The 21,920-nt window shown below is 46.5% G+C and carries 18 protein-coding genes and 1 pseudogene; 15 read left to right on the forward strand and 4 right to left on the reverse strand.

Annotated features, from left to right (window positions below; all coding sequences use genetic code 11):
• Positions 1-33: 33 nt before the first annotated feature.
• Positions 34-1,104: a calcium/proton exchanger gene (cax, locus tag NSS82_RS13875; RefSeq protein WP_038570286.1), complete on the reverse strand. Its 1,071-nt coding sequence runs from the start codon at positions 1,102-1,104 to the stop codon at positions 34-36.
• A 154-nt stretch (positions 1,105-1,258) separates the two neighbouring features.
• On the opposite strand from cax, the gene NSS82_RS13880 reads away from it, so the two are divergent.
• The gene (locus tag NSS82_RS13880) at positions 1,259-1,624 is read left to right on the forward strand and encodes an Asp23/Gls24 family envelope stress response protein (protein WP_019911482.1); all 366 of its coding nucleotides are present in this window, start codon (positions 1,259-1,261) and stop codon (positions 1,622-1,624) included.
• A gap of 88 nt (positions 1,625-1,712) precedes the next feature.
• Here the strand turns inward: NSS82_RS13880 and ftsW are convergent, their stop codons facing one another.
• Positions 1,713-2,954 (reverse strand): putative lipid II flippase FtsW, encoded by a 1,242-nt coding sequence (gene ftsW, locus NSS82_RS13885; protein ID WP_080742469.1) that lies wholly within the window; start codon positions 2,952-2,954, stop codon positions 1,713-1,715.
• Positions 2,951-3,298 (reverse strand): YugN family protein, encoded by a 348-nt coding sequence (locus tag NSS82_RS13890; RefSeq protein WP_036686159.1) that lies wholly within the window; start codon positions 3,296-3,298, stop codon positions 2,951-2,953. The genes ftsW and NSS82_RS13890 overlap by 4 nt, the downstream gene beginning before the upstream one ends.
• A 206-nt stretch (positions 3,299-3,504) precedes the next feature.
• Between NSS82_RS13890 and NSS82_RS13895 the strand changes: the two genes are divergently transcribed.
• The 10 genes and pseudogenes from NSS82_RS13895 (at position 3,505) to NSS82_RS13940 (ending at position 12,837) form a co-directional block, all read left to right on the forward strand.
• Complete coding sequence (locus tag NSS82_RS13895; RefSeq protein ID WP_370511327.1) at positions 3,505-4,719, forward strand: M20 family metallopeptidase; 1,215 nt, start codon at positions 3,505-3,507, stop codon at positions 4,717-4,719.
• A gap of 63 nt (positions 4,720-4,782) precedes the next feature.
• Positions 4,783-5,214, forward strand: a complete 432-nt coding sequence (locus tag NSS82_RS13900) for a CBS domain-containing protein (RefSeq protein ID WP_036686162.1) — start codon at positions 4,783-4,785, stop codon at positions 5,212-5,214.
• Positions 5,215-5,333: 119 nt separating this feature from the next.
• Positions 5,334-7,046, forward strand: a complete 1,713-nt coding sequence (locus tag NSS82_RS13905) for a DNA repair helicase XPB (protein ID WP_076273884.1) — start codon at positions 5,334-5,336, stop codon at positions 7,044-7,046.
• Entirely contained in the window at positions 7,043-8,968 is a 1,926-nt protein-coding gene (locus tag NSS82_RS13910; protein WP_076273883.1) for a helicase-associated domain-containing protein, read from the forward strand. Before NSS82_RS13905 ends, NSS82_RS13910 begins: the two co-directional genes overlap by 4 nt.
• A gap of 20 nt (positions 8,969-8,988) precedes the next feature.
• The gene (locus NSS82_RS13915; RefSeq protein WP_036686168.1) at positions 8,989-9,426 is read left to right on the forward strand and encodes a YlbF family regulator; all 438 of its coding nucleotides are present in this window, start codon (positions 8,989-8,991) and stop codon (positions 9,424-9,426) included.
• A gap of 40 nt (positions 9,427-9,466) precedes the next feature.
• Positions 9,467-9,730: a YlbG family protein gene (locus NSS82_RS13920; RefSeq protein ID WP_036686170.1), complete on the forward strand. Its 264-nt coding sequence runs from the start codon at positions 9,467-9,469 to the stop codon at positions 9,728-9,730.
• Between the two features lie 163 nt (positions 9,731-9,893).
• Positions 9,894-10,331: a hypothetical protein gene (locus tag NSS82_RS13925; protein WP_036686574.1), complete on the forward strand. Its 438-nt coding sequence runs from the start codon at positions 9,894-9,896 to the stop codon at positions 10,329-10,331.
• A 170-nt stretch (positions 10,332-10,501) separates the two neighbouring features.
• Complete coding sequence (locus NSS82_RS13930) at positions 10,502-11,401, forward strand: selenium metabolism-associated LysR family transcriptional regulator (protein ID WP_036686171.1); 900 nt, start codon at positions 10,502-10,504, stop codon at positions 11,399-11,401.
• Between the two features lie 23 nt (positions 11,402-11,424).
• Positions 11,425-11,877, forward strand: a pseudogene (locus NSS82_RS13935) (GNAT family N-acetyltransferase); the annotation flags it as partial.
• 72 nt (positions 11,878-11,949) lie between these two features.
• Positions 11,950-12,837, forward strand: coding sequence for a PHP domain-containing protein (locus tag NSS82_RS13940; protein ID WP_076224033.1), 888 nt, complete (start codon positions 11,950-11,952; stop codon positions 12,835-12,837).
• Between the two features lie 82 nt (positions 12,838-12,919).
• Here NSS82_RS13940 and NSS82_RS13945 read toward each other — a convergent pair whose 3' ends face one another.
• Positions 12,920-14,803, reverse strand: a complete 1,884-nt coding sequence (locus NSS82_RS13945) for an Rqc2 family fibronectin-binding protein (protein ID WP_076099568.1) — start codon at positions 14,801-14,803, stop codon at positions 12,920-12,922.
• Positions 14,804-15,093: 290 nt separating this feature from the next.
• Between NSS82_RS13945 and NSS82_RS13950 the strand changes: the two genes are divergently transcribed.
• From NSS82_RS13950 to NSS82_RS13965, 4 genes are all read left to right on the forward strand, one after another.
• Positions 15,094-17,913 (forward strand): calcium-translocating P-type ATPase, SERCA-type, encoded by a 2,820-nt coding sequence (locus NSS82_RS13950; RefSeq protein WP_036686174.1) that lies wholly within the window; start codon positions 15,094-15,096, stop codon positions 17,911-17,913.
• Positions 17,914-18,050: 137 nt separating this feature from the next.
• Positions 18,051-18,887 carry a diaminopimelate epimerase gene (gene dapF / locus NSS82_RS13955; protein ID WP_076147270.1) on the forward strand — a complete coding sequence of 279 codons (837 nt, stop codon included), beginning with the start codon at positions 18,051-18,053 and terminating at the stop codon, positions 18,885-18,887.
• Positions 18,888-19,033: 146 nt separating this feature from the next.
• Complete coding sequence (locus tag NSS82_RS13960; protein WP_076273882.1) at positions 19,034-20,695, forward strand: spore germination protein; 1,662 nt, start codon at positions 19,034-19,036, stop codon at positions 20,693-20,695.
• Positions 20,613-21,899 carry a Ger(x)C family spore germination protein gene (locus NSS82_RS13965; protein WP_080742471.1) on the forward strand — a complete coding sequence of 429 codons (1,287 nt, stop codon included), beginning with the start codon at positions 20,613-20,615 and terminating at the stop codon, positions 21,897-21,899. The genes NSS82_RS13960 and NSS82_RS13965 overlap by 83 nt, the downstream gene beginning before the upstream one ends.
• The last annotated feature ends 21 nt before the right edge of the window (positions 21,900-21,920 follow it).

The following is a 21,920-nucleotide window of genomic DNA, read 5'->3' on the forward strand; positions in this document are numbered from 1 at the left end:
GCGCTTTTTGTTGTGTACAATGGTTAATAATAATTATACGAGATAGAAGGAGACTCCTAAAATCAGGTAAACAGTTAATAACAAGAGGCCCTCATACCAGTTAGTTGAGCCGTCCTGGGTAATTGATTTGGCAATAAAGACGGCTACACCGATGGCGACAATCTCAATGGTCGTAAAAACAATGTCCATTGTATCACCCATGAAATAACTGGCGAAGATTAGGACAGGTGCTACGAACAGGGCGATTTGGAGACTGCTTCCAACTGCAATTTCTACGGCTGCACCGATTTTGTTCTTCATGGCCAGCATAATGGCTGCACTGTGCTCTGCGGCATTACCGATGATGGCTACGAGGAACGCACCTACAAACAGCTCGCTGAATCCGAAACGTTCTGTTAAAGTCTCTAACGTACCTACCAGCCACTCACTCACGAAGGCTACCATTACGGTGGCAAGCACGAGATAAAGGATGGATTTGTTTCTGGACCATGCAGGGGCATGTTCATGGGCTAACTCTTCTTTACCCTCTTCTGTAACGTCCTCTAGATGTTTCTTATGCGTGATCATGGAGAAGATTAGCCAAGCAATGTACGAAGCGATGAGCAGCCCGGCAACGATTAAACTGAGCACATCTGTATCTTTCTCCGTAATAGAGTGGGTGGTAAAGAACATAGCGGGAACAAATAAGGCAATGACGGCAACGATCATCAAGGAGCCATTCATTCCGGCAAGGGTTACGTTAAAGTTCTGAACTTTGAACTTCATCCCGCCGGCGAAAATACTCAATCCTAGAACAAGCAACAGGTTGCCGATAATAGAACCGGTAAGACTGGCTTTGACCATGTCGAACAATCCTTCCTTGACCAGGAAGAAGGCAATGATTAGCTCAGCAGCATTGCCGAAGGTGGCGTTAAGGAAGCCGCCCAGTCGCTGTCCGGCATAATGAGCTACACTTTCAGTAGCCCGGCCGAGAAATCCAGCCACAAACACCACAGCGATTGCTGAGAGAATGAACTGCAGGGTATGATCCCAATCGGCATAATGGCCGATTGCACTAAGGATAAAGGTGATACCCATCAGTGATGGTGAAATCCATTTTTTCAATGTAAAGGACACTCCTATCTATGTATTTAGATTGAATTCATAATCAATATACCCAAATTGTTCCTAGGTGTAAACGAGAAAGCGATAAAGTGATTTGCTTTTTAGCCTGTTTTGGAATTACAATAATTGATAATGAGTGTAGGGGGGATATGGCATGGCAGAACAACTTCAACTGGAAATGGGAAATATACGAATTTCAAATGACGTCGTCTCAAAAATTGCCGGTTTGGCTGCCTTGGAGACTCCGGGAATTGCAGCCATGTCTGGTGGCCTGTCAGAAGGCTGGGCGAAACGTCTAAGCGGTAAGAACGTTCAGAAGGGCGTTACCGTTGAAGTAGGACAGCTGGAAGCAGCAGTAGATCTACGAATTATCGTTCTCTATGAAACACCGATCCACGAAGTGTGCCGGATGCTTCAGCAGAACGTACGTGAAGCTGTGGAGAGCATGACTGGACTTCATATTGTTGAGGTAAATGTCAAAGTTGAAGGCGTAGCTTTCAAGAATGATGAAATCTCTTAAAAAACTTGTACACAAAAAAGCAGTCCAAGGTTAATTCCCTGGGCTGCTTTTTTATGTGTATATCCCCTAACCTCCGGCTTTATAAAGCTTACCGGGAACGAACCTGTCTAACCGTTGTTACAGATTTCGTTACTTCCTCTTTGGCAGGAAGGTTGGTTTCTCTTGAGATGCTTAGCATAATTCCCATGCACAGCATGCTGACAAGGAGTGAAGAGCCCCCGTAGCTGATAAACGGCAAGGTAACGCCGGTAAGAGGGATTGTATTGGTTACACCGCCGATATTGACAAAGGCCTGAATGGCTATGAGGCCCATAATCCCAATTCCGACGAGCGTACCAAAGGGATCCTTACACCTTAAAGCGATTAGAATACCCCGCCAGATAAAATACAGATATAACATCAAAAATATGGAGGTCCCTAGGAAGCCGAACTCTTCACCAATTACGGGGAAGATAAAGTCCGTATAAGGGTATTTTAGATAGTCCAGCTTTTGAATGCTTTTGCCGAAGCCGGAACCACTTACTCCACCTTGGCCAAGAGCGGTTAAGGATTGAATAATGTTATAACCATCACCCTCAGCAACCTGATAAGGATCTAAAAAGGCAACGATACGACCTTTTCTATAATCCTGAGTGTCAGTGGCTTTATCGGATGGAGATAAGGAATCAATCGCTGCTTTGGCGCCTATAACTAGTCCTACACCCAGCACTAGCAGTGCTATAGAGCCCAGAATATGCTTCATGCTGGCACCACCGGCATAAATAACAAGTCCGCTGGTAGCTACGAGAATGAGGCAAGAACCTAAATCCGGCTGCATCATTATAAGTCCGGCAACAATACCCACGATAACCATTACAGGGATATATCCTGTACGGAAATCTCTAAACCGTTCACCTTTTTTGGTGATGAGTGCTGAGATATACAGGATAATCGATATTTTGGCTAATTCGGTGGGTTGAATTCCAAGTTTCCCGATACTAAGCCAGCTCTTGGCACCATTAATTTTTTCAGAGAAGGCTACCACGAGCAGAAGAATAACGGTGATGATAAAAATAGGTACATACCACTTCTTAAACTTACTGTAGTGAATGTTCATAGCTATAAACATAACAACGGTTCCGAGTACGATCCAGATCACTTGGCGTTTAATGAAATATAGAGGGTCATTACCGAACTTCGAGCTTGCTAATGTTAAGCTTGAGCTAGCACTGAAGACCATGACTAGACCGAAACCCACAAGTAGTAGTGTTAAGATAAGTAGTTGGAAATCGGGTGTTCCTCTTTTGGGCAGGCTGACATTTTGTTTCGTCGTTCCCTTTCTGTTACTCAAGCCTCTAACAGCTGCTTTAATTCAAGAATCCGCTTAGCAGCAGTGTCCAATACTGGTTTTGGCACCGGAGATTCATATTCCAGGCCATGAGGGAAGGTTGCTTTTCCTAAGTATACGGCTTCAATTGCAAGTACGGCATCAGACTTCTCTAGCTTTCCCTCGACAGCGCGAGTGTTAATGCGTAGGAAGTATTCGCCACCATCCTGTGGGTCTTCAATTTTGCAGTCGTAAGTGGCACGATAGTATTCCCATTGCCAGCGGATGAAGCCAGCTTTTGTGGCACTCTCGTCCAGATAGAGAAGATCACTCTTCAATCCTACGAGGCCCGTGTTCTCAAAAATCATAGCACGCATATCCCCCTTATGAAGTATAATGATGAATTTCTGATCCGATTGCTGATGTTCTACCTCATGATAGTATGTTTCTAAAGGTTGTGCAAGAGTAGGCAGTGCCTAACAATACCCAGTTTTTTGCGTTTCTGCTACAATAAAAGAATTATAGTCGTTCGCGGCTGGAACAAAGTGAACAGGACTGCTATCGCTTGCTATGGATGCGGGTTTATCGAGAAGGGGATGGAGAACTTATGAAGAGCTTAGCGGTTGATTCGCTCATGCCGGAGATCGTGGAATGGAGACGCCATTTGCATCGTCATCCGGAGTTGTCTTTTCATGAAAAGGAAACGTCAGCATTTATAGCAGATAAGTTAGCCAAATTCGGAATTGAAGTCAGAAAAAGCGGGACAGGGTATGGTGTGCTTGGCATATTACGGGGGAAGCGGCCGGGGAAAACCGTTGTTCTTCGCGCGGATATGGACGCCCTACCTATTAAAGAGGAGAACAAGAAGGATTACGTTTCGCAAAATGAAGGGGTAATGCATGCCTGTGGACATGATGGCCACACTTCCATACTGCTCGGTGTAGCCTCTTACTACAGCAGTCGGCTTGAGGAGCTGGAAGGGGAGCTGCGTTTTCTTTTTCAGCCCGCAGAGGAAGTATGCCCAGGAGGGGCGCAGGGGATGATCGCCGAAGGCATGTTAGAAGGAGCGGATGCGGTGTATGGTCTGCATCTGTGGACTCCATTGCCTATGGGAACTGTAGGGAGTGCTCCGGGACCGTTGATGGCGTCTGCGGACGAGTTTTTTATAGATATCATTGGCAAAGGCGGACACGGCGGCATGCCGAACCGTACCATTGATAGCATCGTGGCGGGAGCGGCGCTGGTGACCCAGCTCCAGAGCATTGTAAGCCGCTCTGTAAACCCGCTGGAGCCTGCTGTACTCAGTGTAGGAACTATTCAAGGGGGATTCGCCCAGAATGTCATTGCCGAGCAATGCCGGATCACAGGGACAGTGCGGGCATTCGACGAGGAGACACGGCATTTGATACGCCAGCGAATCGAAGAAATGACCGTTTCTATTACCAGCGCTTACGGGGCAGAAGCTAAGATAGATTACGTAATGGGATATCCTCCCCTCGTAAATCACGATGGTGAAGTTCAGCGGTTTTTCGAGGTGGCCCCAGCGGCTTTAGGAGAATCTGTTGAGGTGATTCGGATGGAAAAGCTGATGCCAGCTGAGGATTTTGCCTATTATGTTAAGGAGATTCCAGGCTGTTTTATGTTTGTGGGTGCTGGAAATCCGGATAAAGAGGCTGACTATCCACATCATCATAGCAAATTTGATTTTGACGAAGATGCCATGCTGCACGGAATGAAGCTGCTCATTGCTATGGCGAATTCCTGTATGCGTGAGAACACAATCGTATAATTTCGTTTCATAGAGGAGAACCTATTCCCATAACATGGAGACCATGATTAGGAGGGTTCATTCTTGAAGACAGTGAAAGAGGTTATGACGAAGGAGCCTGCAACGGTTACGCTGCAAGATAATGTGTATGAAGTTGCCGTGAAAATGCGAGATTATGACACTGGATTTATACCTGTTGTTGATAATGAAGAACATAAGACACTGATCGGCGTAATTACTGACCGCGATCTCGTGATTAGAGGTTATGCGGCTAAACATCCTGGTTCAACCTCAGTGGAAACTGTAATGAGTAAAGAGATTCAGACCGTCTCGGAGAATACTTCAGTAGATGAGGCTGCAGAGTTAATGGCTGGCTGGCAAATCCGCAGGCTGGCGGTGACACGTGACCAGAAGCTGGTGGGCGTAGTGTCGATTGGAGATCTGGCTGTGCGCGACATTTTTGCGGATGAAGCTGGTGAAGCACTTCATGATATTTCGCAGCAGCATTTACATTAAATAGTCAGATAGGGAAGCTCATGACCGTTATGCGGGGATGGGCTTTTTCCTGTTATATGAAAATAAACAAAATTACATAGCGCAAACTTAAATTACATGAACACTAGGGAGGAAAAGCTATGAATGGATCAGGAGCTTGCATCGTGCGCAGGGACCGGACAATTTTACTGGAATGTGCTCATCCGGATTTTGAGGTGTCAAGGAAAAAGCTAGGGACTTTCGCGGAGCTGATAAAAAGTCCTCCTGCTTACCATACCTACCGAATTACCCCGTTATCTCTTTGGAATGCGGCTGCGCTTAATTATACTGCTGAGGAGATTATCACTAGCCTGCATCACCTTGCACGCTGGGGTGTTCCCACAGGACTGGAGGAGGAAATCGAAACTCTTTTGTCCAGATATGGAAAGCTGACTCTTCATGGCCAAGAGACTCGGAATGAGGTCGTTATGTTAAGAGCGGATGCTCCTGAGCTTTTGGATGAATTGAGTGATGAACAAGGTCTAAAAGCGTTGGGTCTACTGAGAATAAATCCTCTGGAATGCTCGTGTCCTGCGGAGAATAGAGGGCTTTTGAAACAAGAGCTGATGAGATTGGGTTATCCAGTTCTCGACTACGCCGGATATCATGAAGGACAAGCGCTTAGCTTGACCTGGAAGGAGAATCTCGATGCCTGCAAGGCTGATACGGCAAACGATTCATTTGGCTTACGTGAATACCAGCAGGAGGCCGTTCAGCTGTTTCAAGGGACAGAAGGACAAGGGGGAAGCGGTGTGGTGGTGCTACCTTGTGGCGCAGGAAAGACAATTGTAGGAGTAGCAGTACTTGAAAGTCTCCAATGTGAAACCTTAATTTTAACTTCAAATACAACATCCGTAAGGCAATGGATGGATGAACTGCTGGAGCGAACAGATTTGGCCGGGGAGGCAGTGGGAGAATATTCCGGTGAAAAAAGAGAAGTGCGGCCAGTTACCATTGCCACCTATCAAATATTAACCCATCGTTCGTCCAAAGACGGTCCGTTTCTCCATATGAAGCTGTTTAACGAACGCAATTGGGGCTTGATTATATATGATGAGGTTCACCTGCTTCCAGCGCCTGTATTTCGGGCTACAGCAGACATTCAGGCTACACGTCGACTGGGGCTTACAGCCACTTTGGTTAGAGAAGACGGGAAGGAAGGGGATGTGTTCTCTTTAATCGGACCGAAACGCTACGATCTGCCTTGGAAGGAGCTGGAGCAGCAGGGCTGGATCGCTGAAGTGGAATGTGTAGAGATCATTGTGCCCATGAATCCGGAGCTTAAACAAGAATATATGTACGCGGCGGCAAAAGAAAAATTTCGTATGGCTTCATGCAATCCTGCCAAAGCTGAGATTGTAGCCAAGCTTCTAAAGGTCCATGCAGGCTCTTCGGTACTGGTTATTGGACAATATCTCGACCAGTTAAGTGAACTGGCTGACAGGATCGGGGCACCTTTAATTACCGGCAAAACGAAGCAGCGTGAAAGAGACGAGCTATATGCGGCTTTTAACGAGGGAGATATACAGGTACTGGTGGTGTCAAAAGTAGCGAATTTCGCGGTGAATTTACCTGACGCGTCGATTGCTATTGAAGTCTCGGGAGCTTATGGATCCCGGCAGGAGGAAGCTCAGCGACTAGGTCGAATCCTCCGTCCAAAAGCGGGGGAGAATAAAGCCTATTTTTATACACTGGTATCTGAAGATAGCCGGGAACAGGATTTCGCTTTGCGCCGCCGGATGTTTTTGACTGAGCAGGGTTATGAATATGTCGTTAAAAAGATGCCGAGTGGAGAGGAGCGAACCATTCATTGAACCAGCTATCAACAGAAGCATTAGAGGTCTTAAAGCGGTTATGTGCAGCTTATGCTGCCCAGCCGTTTGAAGAAGGGAAAGAAGAACGATTGCGCCCTGTGGCGCTTTGTCGTGCTGAGCAAAAGCTTGCAATGAACGAATTGCGCCGCGAGGGGCTGTTAACTGCAAGGCATAAAATTTTGGGCGAAAAGCTGTATCAGATTCCGGTTGATCAACTACCGGCAATTGAACAAGAATTTTTCCCGTATCAGCCGCAATTCATTGCCGGGCATTTAGTGAGTCTTACCATGGAGGCGGGGGCCGGACTGGCGATAGATCTGTTTCGGGCTTTGCTGTTCACCGCTTGGGAAGGATTACCGCTGACAGCCAAGGGGATTATTCATAAAAAGCATCTAAACCGCTTAGCGGCGCAGCTCTCTTTTGGCGAGGAGCATTTGCAATGGCTCTCCGTGGGTTCTCTTTTAGAGGAACAGAAAACTCTTTCTGTCATTGCGACGGTGGATATCCTGCTGTGTCTTGGACTTATTCGCAGGCAGAGCGCCGGGTACACGCTTGATATGGAGCTATTGGATCGTTGGCTGCAGCTTCCTGAAGCGACGATGAGTGACATTCTCTATGGAATTGTAATTAATCGCTGCGGATGCGTGGGACCTGCCGATCAACATTTTCGTTATATAATCTCAAATGCAGATTTTATCCCCGGGAAATGGATAATGCTGCCCGCGCTATTAGACTGGATGATGGATGCTAATCTCACAGGTACCGTTGCCCGTAATGAGCTTGAACAATCAAGTTTGAACTGGTTACGTTGTTTAACAGGTTTTGGCTGGTGCGAGCTGGGAGAAACCGCTGAGGGTATGTTGTGTTTTTGCTGGACCGCTGCTAAGCCAATGTTATCTTCTGAGAGGGGATCATTCGCTGCTGTTGGGTCTGGAGATACACAGGAACAGTTTATTGTGCAGCCGGATTTCGAGGTGCTGGTTCCACCGGAGGTCCCCTATTCTGTACGATGGACACTGGCTGGCTGCGCTGAGCTCCAGCAAAGTGATACGATATGGAGCTTCCGGCTGACGAAAGAGAGGTTGGAACTTGCAGCTGAGCGTGGAATGTCACCGAATGACATCATCTCATGGATAAGTGAGCATGCACTAGGAGGACTTCCTTCGGTGGTTCAAATGTCTCTTGAGCAATGGGCAAAAAGCATTGGCCGTACCTCACTCTCCCAAGTAATTATTTTGACCTGTCAGACGGAAGCAGATGGAGCTGCTATCGCAGCTCACCCGCGTTTACAGGAGAACCTTGAACGTATCGGTCCTTTACATTTCATAGTGGACCCGCAATGTATGGAACAGATACGAAAAGAGCTGTACTCCGCGGGGTTAGCGCCTTCCAGAATCATTGGAGGACAGGTAGAGGAAACAAACCTAGGGTGGTGTTTGTTTCCTCATGAAACAGGAAACCCCGAAGCAATGTATGTTCTTCCAGAGCTGAATGTAGAACTAGGATTGCTGTCCAAAGGGAATCCTTTTCTTAACCTGCCGGTTATTGCTCCTGAACAGGAGGAAGAGATTCTCTTCGGTGGAGAAAATGTACCGCAGATCTGGAGCAAAGAATGGCGGCATTATCATAGCTCGACTGCACAAAAGGTGATGGAGCAAGGGTTAAGATGGGGAGTCAAGGTGCGTTTTGCACTAAAGGATCAGATGTTAGATTTTATCCCTTCACGCATAAGTGGGAATCCATGGAGAGTTTCCGGACAACTGCTCTTTCATGATGGTGAAACGGTTGAAGATATAGAGCTCACTCCGGAAGACTGGAAGGAAATGAAGTTAGTTATTCCCAAAGGACGAAGAAATTCCTCTTCTGCTCAAGCGAGTGATTATGGTATGATAGAAAAGTCTACTGAATCGGTAGATCATTAACGAAGAAAAGAGCTGAGTTCATGAGCGTAGCTGAAATAAATACGGTCGATATGGCTGAAGTACTGACATACGCCTATGAATTAGGCGATATGATTAATCAATCCGCCGAGGTGTCGGATTACTTATACTGGAAAGGGCGGGTTGATACGAACCCCGAAATTCAGGCCATGGTCAAACGACTTCAGACTAAGAAGGAGCTGTTTGAAGAAACACAGCGTTTCGGACATTTCCACCCGAATTATCATTCAGCAAAGGATGAGGTTTCGGCAGTAGAAGCGGAACTGGAGCAGTTCGAAGAAGTTGTTCGTTTCAAGCTGGCAGAGAAGACCCTTGACGACATTCTGCATTCCATGTCGGAAGCGATTGCTTTTTCAGTATCAGATAGCATTAAAGTACCAAGTAATGATCCTTCCCCTAAAGGTGGATGCGGCAGCGGGGGAAAATGCTCCTGCGGATAAGCTTCCCTTAGGATTTAGAGAGAGAAAGGCGGTTTAGCTTATGTTTGCGGAACGGACAGGATACATCATTTGGGTAAGTGACGTTAAAGCGGCACGTAACCTTGAGAAATACGGAACATTACATTATGTTTCTCGGAAAATGCATTATGCAGTTATGTATGTAAATGCAGAACGGGCCGAGGAAGTTATGAAGAATGTCCGCAGACTCTCCTATGTACGAAAGATTGAAAGATCTTATCGTAACGAAATTAAGACAGAGTATACTAGTAATGGACCGGACAAGTCCCGTAATTACAGTATGTGATTCCAGGAGATAAACAGGCGCTTAAACAGCGCCTGTTTTTTTTATGCTTATTTACAAAAAAAGCCATTACTCTCAAGGGGAGAAACTTGTACAACTTTCGGCAATGAGGTAAGATGACAACATTAAGTGCATACTAAGACCCTTATGGTGGAGTGTGATGATGATGCGCAACAAGGGGATGGATTGGCCCAGCACTTATGAGCCCTTCCACATCATGCTGAACGATTACAGGGTCGCCGACATCGTTATAACAAATCATGCGAAGAGCCGTTATATGGACCGCATCAGCAATGGTGCAAGCAATGCCGAAGAGGTCGCTGCATGGATGTGGCAGTGCCTAATGCAGAATCGGATCAAGCCCTTTTCAAGCAGTGATTATAACGCATATTTAATTGACGATGACTCTGTAGTAATCGCTGAGTTTACGGAATTGACAGGTGAGAGAGATCTCTCAGGCCAGCCATTATATTCTATGATCATCGTTTCGTTTCTTGGTAGAATCTCGGTGATGCCACAGCTGAGAGATTTAAAGACCTATTTTTCACTGCTGCGTAATTCTCACCGTACAAAGCTGTCGAAGAAGAAGCGAAGACGCAAATAGTCTATAAAGAAACGGGCAAGAGGCATGCGGCGAGTCTGCATGTCCTTTTTGAAAATATAAGAATTTATATACTGCACAATTATAATATTCTTAGATTTCTACGGGAAACGATTGTCGTCTTTAAAGGACGGCAACGACGTTTCTTCTTGTAATATAAGGAGTTGCGAAGCATGAACTTTCACCAGCTGCATATTTTTTATACGGTCTCCGAGCGGGGAAGCTTCTCGGCGGCGGCGCAGACTTTACATATGACTCAACCAGCTGTGACCATGCAGGTACAGGCGCTGGAGGATTATTTTGGCACCAAATTGTTTAATCGTTCCACCAAAAAAATCGTACTCTCTGAGGCAGGGCACACTCTAATGCCATACGCGCTACGCAGTATTCTGCTGATGCGAGAGACGGATCAAGCCATGTCAGCATTCACACATATGCTGGAAGGGAGATTGCAGCTTGGGGCGAGTCTTACGATAGGAGAATACGTGCTGCCACGGCTGTTAGGCCCTTTCGGAAAGCAATATCCTAACATTTCAATTATGATGAAAGTGATGAACACCTCGCAAATTATGGAGGAAATCCTCAAGCATCAACTGAATTTTGGTTTAATTGAAGCCCCGGTCACACATCCGGACATGGAGATCGAGCCCGTGATGGGGGATGAGCTGAAGTTGATCGTGCCATATGATCATCCACTTGCGGAGCAGCAAGAGGTTACCTTGGAGCAAGTGCTTCAGCATCCTTTTGTATTGCGTGAGCAGGGCTCAGGAACACGGCGTGTGATGGAAGAGCAGCTGTTCTCCAAGGGACTTGATCCGGGAACAATGAAGATCGTGATGGAGCTTGGAAGTACGGGAGCTGTGAAATCAGCGGTGGAAGCAGGTCTTGGCATAACGATCATATCGACCTCTTCGGTTAAGCATGAAGTTGCGCTTGGACTGTTGAAAATTGTGAATATCTCCGATGCCTCTTTTAAAAGACAATTCTACGCCATTCATTTAAAATCAACATTGCTGCCAATTTCTGCAGTAACCTTCCTGACTTATTTGCGTGAGCATTCGAATGAAATCTGATAGTTAAAGCGGGGGATATCACAATGTCAATTGTTCTACGTGGAGAAAAGCTAGTATTGCGCGATATTACAGAGGCTGATTTTCAGAAGCTTTATTATCACTATCATGAAGCTGAAGACCGTGAACACTTGAAATGGGATGGTCCTTATAAATCTTTGGCACATCAAAGATTCGAAAAGTTTACCGAGGACTACATAGGTCATTTGGCGTTAGTTGAGACGGAAACCCCGCGTAACCTGTTGATCATAGAAATAGACGGCAAGGTAAAGGGGAAAGTAGGACGCTACTGGATATCGCAAGAAACCAACTGGATGGAGATTGGTATAGTAATCTTTGATTCTAGTTATTGGTCAGGTGGTTACGGTACGGAAGCGTTTAAGATGTGGATAGATTATTTATTTAATTCTCTTGATACAGTCCGTCTTGGAATAGGCACCTGGTCAGGGAATAAAAGAATGATCGGGTTGGCAGCGAAATGTGGCATGGTGGAGGAAGCTCGCGTCCGTAAAGCACGAATCGTGCGAGGAGAATACTACGATGCCATAAAAATGGGGATTCTGCGGGAAGAGTGGGAGAATGCAGGCAACCTACCTGCGAAGGATGTATGCGACCTCCATACCCATACTCAAGCATCTGACGGCATGCAGCCACCAGCGGAGAATGTACGACTTGCTAAGGAGAAGGGGCTAAGCGCTGTTGCCATTACGGATCATGATACAGTGGCTGGCGTGAAGGAAGCCTGTGAAGCAGGGGATAAGTACGGAATAACCGTTGTGCCTGGTGTAGAGATCAGTACGCGTGCTGGTGGCAAAGACATTCATGTGCTGGGCTATTATGTTGATCCTGAGAATGAACAATTTCTCTCACGTTTGGAAGGGCTAAGAGATACCCGGGCACTTAGAAATGAAGCGATAATTACCAAGCTGCAAGACCTTGGGATTGCGATTACCTTGGAACAGGTTATAGCGGGGATCGGGCGGGAATTGAAGCCTGATGAAAGCATCGGCCGGCCACATATTGCCGACGAGCTGGTTCGGATTGGGGCAGCTACCGATATGAGAGATGCCTTCAACAAGTATTTGGCCGAGGGTGCAGCGGCCTATGTGTCACCTCCTAGAATCACACCGGAGGAAGCTTGCGAGTGGATCATTGAGGCAGGAGGTTCTCCAGTATTAGCCCATCCGGGTTTGTACGGGGATGACCTTCTGGTGCGAGATATTCTGGAGCAAGGCGCTTTTAAAGGGATTGAGGTCTATCACTCTGATCATGGACCTGCGGAAGAAGAACGTTACCAAGTTATGGCTGAGGATTATAATCTGTTAATAACCGGAGGTTCTGACTTTCATGGTGCCCGTCAAGGCGTGATTTTTCACGGGGATATCGGCAGTGTTACGGTTTCTACAGAAGTACTGAAGTTTTTAAACAAAAAGGCATGAAATTAGTGCGGAGCGAATTATAAAAAACCTCCAGCTTTAGATGTTCAACATCTGCAGATGGAGGTTTCTTTATATCTAGTATTTAGCTTCTCAAAGTATTTGGAAGACTCTTAATTCTTTCCTCATTGGGTGTGACGAACAGTGTCTTTTGATGATCATAGATTACAAATCCCGGCTTGGAACCGCTTGGTTTACGTACATAGCGGATCAATGTACAGTCCACAGGCACACTGCTGGACTGTTTGGCTTGGCTGAAATAAGCGGCAAGCTGAGCGGCTTCTTCCAGCGTTGCATCTCCAAATTGCTCACTTCGGATGACCACGTGTGATCCGGGGATGTCCTTGGTATGCAGCCAAGTATCATTCGGAGAAGCCAGTCGATTGGTGACGTATTCGTTCTGCAAATTATTTTTGCCGACATAAATATCGATTCCTTCTGAAGAGGTGAAGACCTGTAATGTGGGTCTGGTGGCCTTTTTCTTCTTTTTGCCCTTTTTGCTCCGGTCTCGCAGATAACCTTGGCTTACAAGCTCGTCGCGGATCTCCTCAATATCGTTGAGGGAAGCGTGGGCAAGTTGCTGCAGCAGACTCTCCATATACAGAATTTCCTCATGCGTCTTCAAAAGCTGTTCATTAATGACAAGCAGGCTGTTTTTATATTTGTTGTATTTTTTGAAATAACGTTGTGCATTGTCCGAAGGATTTAATAACGGATCGAGCGGAACCACCATTTCCGCCTGATTTTCATCATAATAATTGACCAAGGAGGCTTCTTTATCCCCTTTGGATACCGCGTGTAATGAAGCGAAAAGCAACTCACCCCAAATGCGGTAACGATCAGCATCCTGAGCTTCGTCGAGATCCTTCTGCAAATTAGCGAGTTTCTTAACGTTTTTGCTCCGTTCATTGCTGAGGAAGCGGATCAAATCACTCACCCGTTGCTTTACAGTATCGCGCTCGGCTTTATCCCCGTAATAATCCTCCATACATTCACTGATGGAGTTGTAATGTTTCGCACTCTCACCCAGAAGTGTTAAGGGGATCGCAGAAAAAATCATCTTACCTTTTGCGTTTGCACCTGCAACAGGAGAAAATTCGTTATCGCGTACGGATCCCATTACGGAATGGAAGGCAACCCATAATTGTGTCGGAAATGCTGCTTCGGATTCTGTAACGCCTTTATCCAGGGTGTTTCTCAGACGAAGAGCAATTTCACCAGCAATCAGTGGGCTCATTCCGCTGAAAGCATGTACCATCCAGCCCACGGGGTCAGCTGAGGGAGAAGGACCGCCAGAGCCGTCAGGTTTTTGCTCTACTGCTTCTTTTGTGATCAGATTAGCAAGCTCACCCTCAATGATTTCTTCTGGCTCAGCCTCCTCATCATCCTCTATCAGTGCAGCTTCTTCAGCAGCCGAGATTAAATTGAGAAATTGCTCCTGACCAATCTCCAAAGGGTTCAGCTTATGTTGCTGTGGCGGTTCTGTGTATGCGATACCGGGCATCACAATCCGATAGCTGCTGATCGATGGAGTTACATGATGAATGCCGTCTATGATCGTTCCAGAACTGAGATCAGTAAGAATGATGTTACTGTGTCGACCCATGAGTTCTATGATGATCTTTTTGGCAAAGACGTCACCAAGCTCATCTCTAGTCTTGACGTTTATGTGAATAATTCGTTCCATACCTACCTGCGTAATACTTTCAATGGTCCCTCCCTCACAATGCTTCCGCATAAGCATGCAGAACATGGGTGCTTCCGAAGGATTAATGCTGTTTCTTTCGGTAAAATGCACCCGAGGATACGTTGGATTAGCAGAGAGCAGCAGCTTGCCGCCGCCACCTGCGCCGCGCAGGTTAAAAATTAAATCGTGATTGTTCGGTTGATATATTTTTCCTATACGTGCACCTATGAATGATTGCAATTCGTGCACGATAGCTCGGGTAACAATGCCGTCTAATGCCATGATAAAGCTCTCCTGTCGCCGTGAAATGAATTTCTTAAATATAAGAAAGTAAAAGTTTCACACAATACTTATATCTTATATTTCTCGCTCAAACGCTTACCTGTCCTTATAAGGACGCCGAAGACGTCTATGCTCACCTCTCTATGATGCCATACTTTAGGACATTCGCGCAAAAGGGGAATTGGATAGGGGTGATATTATTGGACGACCTTGAATACATTTGTCATGAACAGGTGGAAAAGCTGTGCGCCGCCGGAAGTAAAGAAACGACCGGGAGGGAAAGAAAAGTCATGGAACAAAACAGTTGGCACCGTCTCGGTGCAGAAGAGCTGCAGAAAATGTTCAATGTCCAGCCAAGGACGGGCCTCAGTGATGAGGAAGCCGCGGAGAGACGAAAGGAGAACGGGTACAACGAGCTGTCGGAAGGAAAGACAGTATCTCCGTTTACCCTGCTGTTGAACCAGTTCAAGGATTTCATGGTGCTTGTGCTCATGGGTGCAACGCTTGTATCCGGGTTGCTAGGCGAATACTTGGATGCCATCACGATCATCGCGATTATCCTACTGAATGGAGCGCTTGGATTTGTTCAGGAGTTTCGCGCCGAACGTTCGCTAAGAGCTTTAAAGCAACTCTCCGCACCTTCTGCCAAAGTGCTACGTGGAGGGAATAGCGAGATTATCCCAGCCAAGATGTTGGTGCCAGGTGATATTGTCTTGCTGGAGAGTGGAGATCGGATTCCTGCCGATGTACGTTGGTTGGAATGCAGTGCTCTATATGTGGAAGAATCCGCACTTACTGGGGAATCATTGCCTGTCTCGAAGCATTCGGAAGCGATCCGTGCAGAAGAGATTCCGCTTGGTGATCAGAAGAATTTAGGCTTCATGGGCACTATGGTGACCAGAGGAACAGGGCGAGCTGTTGTAATCCGTACCGGTATGAACACGGAAATGGGTAAGATAGCGGATCTAATCCAAAATACGGATTCTCAGGAAACACCTTTACAGCATCGGCTTGAGCAGCTAGGAAAGATTCTGATCTACGTATCTCTGGGATTGACAATTGTAGTTGTGGTAGCAGGTATTCTGCATGGACAGCCTGCCACCTCCATGTTCTTAGCTGGTGTGAGCTTGGCAGTTGCCGCGATTCCGGAAGGTCTCCCCGCTATTGTAACTATTGCGCTTGCGCTAGGCGTGCAGCGGATGATCAAACGCAAGGCTATCGTTCGTAAATTGCCGTCAGTGGAAACGTTGGGCTGTGCCTCGGTAATCTGTTCAGACAAGACAGGAACATTAACGCAAAATAAAATGACGGTGACCCGATTATGGACGGGTGGACGTGGTCTTGAGGTAACAGGTGAAGGGTATGCTCCAAATGGACAGGTTCTGGAGAAAGGCAAAGCAGTGGATCTAAAACATGATCAAAGCTTACGGCGGATGTTGCAGGTTGGCGCATTATGCAGCAACGCGGAAATTATTGAGACCTTCCAGTCTGAAGTGCGAGGCAAACGAAAAGGGAAGGATAAGGATGCTGTTCTTGAAAAGTCTGCAGACAACACTTCCGTTTGGGAACTGAAGGGCGACCCGACAGAAGGAGCGCTCGTGGCACTGTCAGGAAAGATGGGACTGACCGCTCAGACGCTTGCCGTAACCTACACTCGTGAACAGGAATTTCCGTTTGATTCTGAGCGGAAGCTGATGTCTGTGATCGTAGGCCATCCGGGAGGACGGATGGTATGTACCAAAGGTGCGCCCGATGTATTGCTGAATCGCTGCGCATATATGCTTTGGGAGGGCGGTGTTGTGCCTTGTACGCCAACTTTGCGGCAGAAGGTGCTTGATGCCAATGAGCAAATGGCTTCAGGAGCCCTTCGTGTGCTAGGTATGGCTTACCGGGATATGCGTCCAAATGAACATGTGAATAGTGAAAAGGATGCGGAGAATCAATTAGTCTTTATTGGCTTGGCAGGAATGATCGATCCGCCACGTCGTGAAGTCCGCGATGCCATCAGTGTCACACGCCGGGCAGGGATTAAGACGGTTATGATTACTGGTGATCATGGAACAACTGCCGAGGCAATTGCTCACCAGCTGGGAATTCTGCAGCGTGGTGGAACGGTGCTGACAGGCGCTCAGTTAACCCGGATGGATGATGATGAGCTGGATAAGATATCGGACAATGTGTTTGTATTCGCCCGCGTATCTCCAGAGCATAAGCTTCGGATCGTTAAATCTCTACAACGTCACGGTCACGTAGTGGCTATGACCGGAGATGGAGTGAACGACGCTCCAGCCATTAAGGCTGCAGATATCGGGATATCCATGGGGATCACAGGTACAGATGTGACCAAGGAAGCATCATCACTTGTTCTCGGGGATGATAACTTCTCAACGATTGTTGCTGCCATCGAAGAAGGCAGAAATATCTATGAGAATATTCGTAAATTCATTCGTTATCTGTTGGCATCCAATGTGGGAGAGATTCTGACTATGTTTTTTGCCATGATGCTGGGTCTGCCATTACCACTCGTTCCGATCCAAATTCTTTGGGTCAATCTAGTGACGGACGGACTGCCAGCGATGGCACTTGGAGTGGATCAGCCCGAGAAGGATTTGATGGAGCATAAACCTCGTGGTGCGAAAGAAAATATTTTTGCCCGCCGCTTAGGCTGGAAAATTATAAGCCGTGGATTCTTGATTGGTTTATGTACGCTAGGAGCATTTTGGCTAACCTTACGTATAGCACCAGAGAATCCTGCACAATTGATTCGGGCACAGTCCGTTGCTTTTGCAACACTAGTTATGGCACAGTTGATCCATGTTTTCGATTGCCGCAGTTCGCGTTCAGTGTTCCACCGCAATCCGTTCCAGAATAAGTATCTAGTGCTTGCCGTGTTGTCATCAGTCTTACTGATGCTGGCCGTAATGTACGTGCCTGTGCTCCAGCCTGTCTTCAAAACAGTGCCGCTCAATTTCCGCGAATGGTGTCTGGTGTTTGTAACAGCGGGGATCCCGACCTTCTTGATGGGTGCCGGCAGTGTTTGGGGTGGCAAACGTAATCGTGGACGCAGCGGCAGTAATCCGATGATAAAAAGTACAAAAATTTCAGCATAAAGTCAATACTAATGCTCCATTCCTAAAGGTATACTTGTTGCAGTTAACCGCTCATATGCTTGCGAAATGCTCAATTACACAGAACTTTAAGCTTAAGCGAATGCTAACATAACATAACCTTTAGGAGTGGACTTTTAATGGAATTCACAAAAATGCACGGCCTCGGTAATGACTTCATCGTTGTTTTCGGCGAGCAAGAGCTGCCAAGTAATGCAGCGGAGCTTGCTGTAACCCTATGCAACCGGTTCTTTGGAATCGGTGCTGACGGACTGGTATATATCCTGCCTTCTGAGCGTGGCGATTTCAAGATGCGTATTATGAATTCTGATGGTTCGGAGGCGGAGCAGTGCGGAAATGCCATTCGCTGTGTCTCTAAATATGTATATGACCACGGACTGGTAAGCTCAGAGCAGATTGTAATAGAAACGATTGGTGCCGGAGAACAAAAGGTTACTTTAAACGTGAAAGACGGTGTTGTGGAGACTGTAACCGTAGATATGGGCGAACCTGTATTGTCCGGTCTGCAAATTCCAGTATCTATTGATGCAGAGCCAGTGCTCGCTCAGCCGATTGAAGCGGAAGGAACCGAATTTAAGTTCACAGCGGTATCCATGGGAAATCCTCATTGCGTGATTTACGTAGAAGATGCAGTGAATTTTGATCTTGCCACATGGGGACCTAAGCTTGAGGTACATCCTTTGTTCCCGAGAAAAGTAAACGTTGAATTCGCAACGGTACTGGATCGGGGCAGAGTGGATATGCGTGTCTGGGAACGTGGGGCAGGACCTACGCTTGCCTGTGGCACTGGAGCCTGTGCAACCCTTGTCTCCTCTGTGCTGAATGATCTTACAAACCGGGCAGCTTGGATTAGTCTAAAGGGCGGCGATCTCTATATTGAATGGAATGAAGAGGATAATCATGTGTATATGACTGGACCTGCTGAGGTCGTATTCACGGGCAGTGTAGCAATATAGAAAAATAATAAAAAGGCAGTCCAAGAGCGCATTCTTGGACTGCCTTTTTTGTGTTTCTAACCTGAGGTGACTTTAAGCAGCCGAATAATGGAAGGAGTAACCGAGAATAATACTACAATGTTTATGAAAAAAAGGAGGGGAGCTTGTTGAACATCAACGGGTTAACTAAAAAAAATAAATCCGGTAAGGGACAGCAAGCTGACCCGGCAGGTCCAGGTTCTGGAGTGAGATTAACCATTCATCTGGAGCAGACGCTAAACAATATCATAACCGAGCTGGGAGATAGTCCGGATCTTAGAATCCGCCAGGTAAAGCTTGGTGAGGAATCCGTTGTTGAGGCTGCTGCGGTACATCTTAATGGTCTAGCTAAGACAGAAACCGTGAATCAATTTGTAATGGGTTCATTGCTCTCCATTACGGATGAGATGCTCAAGGAAAGCAATACTGCAGCAAATAATCTGAATGACCTCATTTTAAACCGTGCCCTGGAAATAGGTGAAGCGCAGCTGCAGGAGGATTGGAACGAGGTGCTGCTCGGAATTCTTTCTGGGAAGACACTGATTCTCATTGAAGGTTATGACAGTGGCATCATGTGTGAGACTGAAGGAGGGGAAGCTCGTTCTGTCACTGAACCCTCCACTCAGCTAGTTGTGCGTGGTCCAAAGGATAGCTTTGTTGAATCTTTGGCTACGAATGTCTCATTAATACGCAGAAGAATAAGATCACCCAAACTAAGACTCGAGCATGTGAAGATCGGGGCGGTAACTCAGACCGATGTGGTTTTTATGTACATCAAGGATACTGCGGACGAGAAGCTGGTTGAAGAAGTTAGAAAACGGCTGCAGCAGATTAATGTAGATGCCATCATGGAATCCGGTTATATCGAAGAGCTGATTCAGGATAAGACCTTTACCCCTTTTCCGACCATCAATAACAGCGAGCGGCCAGACGTTGCTGCAACGAATCTGTTAGAAGGGAGGGTAGTGATTGTCGTTGATGGTACCCCCTTTGTATTGATTTTGCCTGCAGTTTTCACTCTTTTTTTTCAGTCAGCTTCGGATTATGCGCAAAGGTTCGATATTGCAATTCTGATGCGAATTATTCGGTATATCAGTTTTATCGTGCTTATTCTAGGGCCTTCCGTGTATATAGCTTTGACGACGTTTCATTATGAGATGATCCCTACGACTTTGCTGATCAACCTTTTATCGCAACGGGAAAATGTGCCTTTCCCCGCTTTTGTCGAAGCTATTCTAATGGAAGGTGCGTTTGAGATCATCCGGGAAGCGGGAGTAAGAATGCCGCGTGCAGTTGGGCAGACCGTATCTGTAGTAGGTGCTCTGATTCTTGGTCAGGCTGTGGTAGAGGCTGGAATTATTACGCCCGTTATGGTGATTGTGGTCGCGTTGACCGGGATTGCGAGCTTTGCCATTCCAGCGTATAACATGGCGATTGCGGGCAGAATTATCCGCTTTGGTTTTTTGATATTGGCTGGTATGTTTGGTTTTTACGGGATTACACTGGGTTTAATCGTACTGGTTGCACATATGAACAGTCTGCGGACTTTTGGCGTTCCTTATTTGTCTCCAATCGTGCCTTTGTCATCCAGAGGTCAGAAGGATGCCGTCTTAAGGCTGCCTTTGTGGGCGCTTGGCACAGCAGAACCAGCTCCTGCTACTGCGCAGCAAGGGAACATTTCAGAAGGGAAGGAGATCACAGCCGGACATGAACAGAACCTATCTCCAAAAATTCTTGATAAGACTAAAGGGACACAGCCGCATAAGAAAGGAAAGCAAGATTCTGAGTAAATGCAATTTTTTCTTAGCAGGACTTTTACCTTGCGTATTGATCTGTCTTAGTCTCACAGGCTGCTGGGATAGTGTGGAATTAAACAGAAGAGCCATCGTTTCCGGTGTGTCCATAGATAGAGGACCTACAGAAGAAGAGAAATATGTATTATCCTTTCAGGTTATCGTTGCTGACGAAATCTCTGGGAAGAACGCTAGAGGAACTTCACCTGTTTCGGTTTATAAAGGTAGCGGCCGCACTATGTTTGAAGCATTAGCTAATGCCTCGCGTCAGACTGCACGTTTTTTGTCTTTAGGACATATTAGGGTGGTCATCATTTCCGAGAAGTTCGCTCAAGAAGGCATCAAGGATATCATGGATGTGCTGGAAAGGGAAAGCGAAACCCGGCTGACAAGCCTGATTTTTATTTCCAAGGGACAGCCTGCAAGTGAATGTATGACAACTATGACCGTGTTCGGAAGGATTCCAGCCAATGATTTGGTGGAGAAGCTGCAGACAACCTCTAAACAATTCGGATATAACTATCGGATGGAAGTGGATGATATTATCCGGGGGATTCAGGTTCCGGGTGGGGGGCCTGTGATCAATGGCGTGCTAGTGACTGGAGATTTGGACCAGAGGGAGAGCAACGATAATTTAAAGAACATAAGTCCGAAGACCATAATAAAGGTTACCGGTCTTGCAGCTTTTAAAGAAGACAAGCTTAAAGGATGGCTGCTCGGCGAAGAGGCGATCGGTACCGTTCTACTTAAGAATAAAATATCTCAGATGCCGGTATTGGTCTCGATAGGGGAGAAGGACTATATATCGTTTAATGTGTATTTATCACAGGTACATATCCACGCGGATGCGAAAGATATAGAGCATCCTATCTTCACGGTTAATGTCACTCAGCAGGCTGGATTAAAGGAATCGCCCAATGGCTTGGATCTAACAGATCCAACAGTGTTAAACGATCTTTCGAAGCTTTTGGAAAAGAATATTCAAGAACAGATCCGCGCTGCCATAGCAACTGCCCGTTCATTAAAAAGTGATTATCTAGGTTTCGGTGAAGCAGTAGAAAGAGCTAATCCACGTGGCTGGAAACAAGTAAAAGATCATTGGGAGAGTATATTTGAAACCTGCCAGATTAATATCGAGGCTGATGCTGTGATCAGGCATACGGATATGCGAAGTGATTCCTTTCAATCCAAGAATAAGTAATGACAATAAAGGAGGAGACAG

The sequence above is a fragment of the Paenibacillus sp. FSL H7-0735 genome, assembly GCF_038008505.1.
In the GTDB taxonomy this organism is placed as follows: domain Bacteria; phylum Bacillota; class Bacilli; order Paenibacillales; family Paenibacillaceae; genus Paenibacillus_AQ; species Paenibacillus_AQ odorifer.